Raw genomic sequence first — 4,423 nt, 5'->3', positions numbered from 1 at the left:
AAGGGTTCCGAGGCTCAACGTCAATAAAGCAATTGGAATAAAGCAATAAAAGGAGTTGAAGAAATGAAATTCAGAGAAGCTTTTGAGAATTTTATAACAAGTAAGTATGTACTTGGTGTTTTAGTAGTTTTAACTGTTTACCAGATAATACAAATGCTTAAATAAAAAAAGACCTGATCTGATTAGACCAAGTCTTTTGATAGTGTTATATTAATAACAAAATAAAAAGGAGTCGCTCACGCCCTGACCAAAGTTTGTGAACGACATCATTCAAAGAAAACACACTGAGTTGTTTTTTATAATTTTGTATATTTAGATATTAAACGATATTTGAATATACATCAAGATATATATTTGGGTGAGCGATTCCTTAAACGAAATTGAGATTAAGGAGTCGATTTTTTATGTATAAAAATAATCATGCAAATCATACGAATCATTTGGAAAATCACGATTTAGACAATTTTTCTAAAACCGGCTACTCTAATAGCCGGTTGGACGCACATACTGTGTGCATATCTGATCCAAAATTAAGTTTTGATGCAATGACGATCGTTGGAAATCTCAACCGAGACAACGCTCACGCCCTTTCTAAATTTATGAGTGTAGAGCCCCAAATAAGACTTTGGGATATTCTTCAAACAAAGTTTAAAGCTAAAGCACTTCAAGAAAAAGTTTATATTGAATATGACAAAGTGAAAGCAGATAGTTGGGATAGACGTAATATGCGTATTGAATTTAATCCAAACAAACTTACACGTGATGAAATGATTTGGTTAAAACAAAATATAATAAGCTACATGGAAGATGACGGTTTTACAAGATTAGATTTAGCCTTTGATTTTGAAGATGATTTGAGTGACTACTATGCAATGTCTGATAAAGCAGTTAAGAAAACTATTTTTTATGGTCGTAATGGCAAGCCAGAAACAAAATATTTTGGCGTGAGAGATAGTAATAGATTTATTAGAATTTATAATAAAAAGCAAGAACGTAAAGATAATGCAGATGCTGAAGTTATGTCTGAACATTTATGGCGTGTAGAAATCGAACTTAAAAGAGATATGGTGGATTACTGGAATGATTGCTTTAGTGATTTACATATCTTGCAACCAGATTGGAAAACTATCCAACGCACTGCGGATAGAGCAATAGTTTTTATGTTATTGAGTGATGAAGAAGAATGGGGAAAGCTTCACAGAAATTCTAGAACAAAATATAAGAATTTGATAAAAGAAATTTCGCCAGTCGATTTAACGGACTTAATGAAATCGACTTTAAAAGCGAACGAAAAGCAATTGCAAAAACAAATCGATTTTTGGCAACATGAATTTAAATTTTGGAAATAGTGTACATATTAATATTACTGAACAAAAATGATATATTTAAACTATTCTAATTTAGGAGGATTTTTTTATGAAGTGTCTATTTAAAAATTTGGGGAATTTATATGAGGTGAAAGAATAATTTACCCCTATAAACTTTAGTCACCTCAAGTAAAGAGGTAAAATTGTTTAGTTTATATAAAAGATTTAAAGGTTTGTTTTATAGCGTTTTATTTTGGCTTTGTATTCTTTCATTTTTTAGTGTATTAAATGAAATGGTTTTAAATGTTTCTTTACCTGATATTGCAAATCATTTTAATACTACTCCAGGAATTACAAACTGGGTAAACACTGCATATATGTTAACTTTTTCGATAGGAACAGCAGTATATGGAAAATTATCTGATTATATAAATATAAAAAAATTGTTAATTATTGGTATTAGTTTGAGCTGTCTTGGTTCATTGATTGCTTTTATTGGTCACAATCACTTTTTTATTTTGATTTTTGGTAGGTTAGTACAAGGAGTAGGATCTGCTGCATTCCCTTCACTGATTATGGTGGTTGTAGCTAGAAATATTACAAGAAAAAAACAAGGCAAAGCCTTTGGTTTTATAGGATCAATTGTAGCTTTAGGTGAAGGGTTAGGTCCTTCAATAGGGGGAATAATAGCACATTATATTCATTGGTCTTACCTACTTATACTTCCTATGATTACAATAGTAACTATACCTTTTCTTATTAAAGTAATGGTACCTGGTAAATCAACAAAAAATACATTAGATATCGTAGGTATTGTTTTAATGTCTATAAGTATTATATGTTTTATGTTATTTACGACAAATTATAATTGGACTTTTTTAATACTCTTCACAATCTTTTTTGTGATTTTTATTAAACATATTTCAAGAGTTTCTAACCCTTTTATTAATCCTAAACTAGGGAAAAACATTTCGTTTATGCTTGGTTTGTTTTCTGGTGGGCTAATATTTTCTATAGTAGCTGGTTTTATATCAATGGTGCCTTATATGATGAAAACTATTTATCATGTAAATGTAGCGACAATAGGTAATAGTGTTATTTTTCCTGGAACCATGAGTGTTATTGTTTTTGGTTATTTTGGTGGTTTTTTAGTGGATAGAAAAGGATCATTATTTGTTTTTATTTTAGGATCATTGTCTATCTCTATAAGTTTTTTAACTATTGCATTTTTTGTTGAGTTTAGTATGTGGTTGACTACTTTTATGTTTATATTTGTTATGGGTGGATTATCTTTTACTAAAACAGTTATATCAAAAATAGTATCAAGTAGTCTTTCTGAAGAAGAAGTTGCTTCTGGAATGAGTTTGCTAAATTTCACAAGTTTTTTATCAGAGGGAACAGGTATAGCAATTGTAGGAGGTTTATTGTCACTACAATTGCTTAATCGTAAACTAGTTCTGGAATTTATAAATTATTCTTCTGGAGTGTATAGTAATATTCTTGTAGCCATGGCTATCCTTATTATTTTATGTTGTCTTTTGACGATTATTGTATTTAAACGTTCTGAAAAGCAGTTTGAATAGTTATATTATATTTTGGTTTAGAACTATGAGTGGCTAGCATTTTGCCACTCATTTTTTGCGTTAGCAAAAACATGTTTTTGCCTCGCAGAGCATACGGTTTAATGACTTATTGTAAAATAAGTCTAGTATGTTAGACTTAAAGTATTAAATACACGAAAACCCTTTGTGCAGAGGAGGAATTTTTATATGTCATATTCAATTGTTAGAGTTTCAAAAGTTAAATCTGGAACAAATACAACAGGTATTCAAAAACATGTTCAAAGAGAAAATAATAATTATGAAAACGAAGATATAGACCATAGTAAAACACATTTAAATTATGATTTAGTAAATGATAATAAACAAAACTTTAATAACTTGATTGAGGAAAAACTAGAGCAGAATTATACAAGTAAAAGAAAAATCAGAACAGATGCAGTTAAACATATTGATGGGTTGATTACGTCAGATAACGAATTTTTTAATAATCAAACACCAGAAGATACAAAACAATTTTTTGAACATGCTAAAGATTTTCTGGAACAAGAATACGGTAAAGATAATTTATTATATGCCACAGTGCATATGGACGAGAAAACACCACATATGCATTATGGTGTTGTTCCAATAACTGATGATGGTCGTTTAAGTGCTAAAGAAGTCGTAGGTAATAAAAAAACTTTAATAGAGTTTCAAGATAGATTTAATGAGCATGTTAAACAAAGAGGATATGATTTAGAACGTGGGCAATCAAGACAAGTAACAAATGCCAAACATGAGCAAATGAGTCAGTATAAACAAAAAACTGAATATCATAAGCAAGAATATGAACGTGAGAGCCAAAAAACAAACCATATAAAGCAAAAGAACGATAAATTAATGCAAGAGTACCAAAAATCGTTAAATACGCTTAAAAAGCCTATAAATGTTCCGTATGAGCAAGAAACTGAAAAAGTAGGTGGTTTATTTAGCAAAGAAATACAAGAAACTGGAAATGTTGTAATAAGCCAAAAAGATTTCAATGAATTTCAGAAACAGATAAAAGCTGCTCAAGATATTTCGGAAGATTACGAGTATATAAAGTCTGGTAGAGCCTTAGATGATAAAGATAAGGAAATACGAGAGAAAGATGATTTATTAAATAAAGCAGTTGAGCGTATTGAAAATACAGACGATAATTTCAACCGACTTTACGAAAATGCAAAGCCACTTAAAGAGAATATAGAAATAGCGTTAAAGCTTTTAAAAATCCTACTAAAAGAGTTAGAACGAATTTTAGGAAGAAACACATTTGCGGAAAGAGTTAATAAGTTAACAGAAGATGAACCAAAACTAAATGGTTTAGCAGTACACTTAGATAAAAAAATGAATCCAGAATTATATTCAGAACAGGAACAGCAACAAGAACAACAAAAGAATCAAAAACGAGATAGAGGTATGCACTTATAGAACATGCATTTATGCCGAGAAAATTTATTGTGCGTTGAGAAGAACCCTTAACTAAACTTGCAGACGAATGTCGGCATAGCGTGAGCTATTAAGCCGACCATTCGA

Annotated in this window: 3 protein-coding genes; all 3 read left to right on the top strand. The window is 30.1% G+C overall.

Annotated features, from left to right (window positions below):
- Positions 1–404: 404 nt before the first annotated feature.
- The 3 genes from HMPREF2663_RS00460 to mobV all read left to right on the top strand — a co-directional run bounded on the left by HMPREF2663_RS00460 (position 405) and on the right by mobV (position 4,318).
- Positions 405–1,349, top strand: coding sequence for a replication initiation factor domain-containing protein (locus HMPREF2663_RS00460; protein WP_070845559.1), 945 nt, complete (start codon positions 405–407; stop codon positions 1,347–1,349).
- A gap of 161 nt (positions 1,350–1,510) precedes the next feature.
- The gene (gene tet(K) / locus HMPREF2663_RS00455; protein ID WP_012263763.1) at positions 1,511–2,890 is read left to right on the top strand and encodes a tetracycline efflux MFS transporter Tet(K); all 1,380 of its coding nucleotides are present in this window, start codon (positions 1,511–1,513) and stop codon (positions 2,888–2,890) included.
- Positions 2,891–3,076: 186 nt separating this feature from the next.
- Positions 3,077–4,318: a MobV family relaxase gene (gene mobV / locus HMPREF2663_RS00450; protein ID WP_053033448.1), complete on the top strand. Its 1,242-nt coding sequence runs from the start codon at positions 3,077–3,079 to the stop codon at positions 4,316–4,318.
- Positions 4,319–4,423 lie beyond the last annotated feature (105 nt).

The organism is Staphylococcus sp. HMSC077D08 (assembly GCF_001837945.1).
Taxonomy (GTDB): Bacteria; Bacillota; Bacilli; order Staphylococcales; family Staphylococcaceae; genus Staphylococcus; species Staphylococcus epidermidis.
The sequence above is the reverse complement of the archived record's forward strand: the minus strand, read 5'-3'. Positions and strand labels throughout refer to the sequence as shown.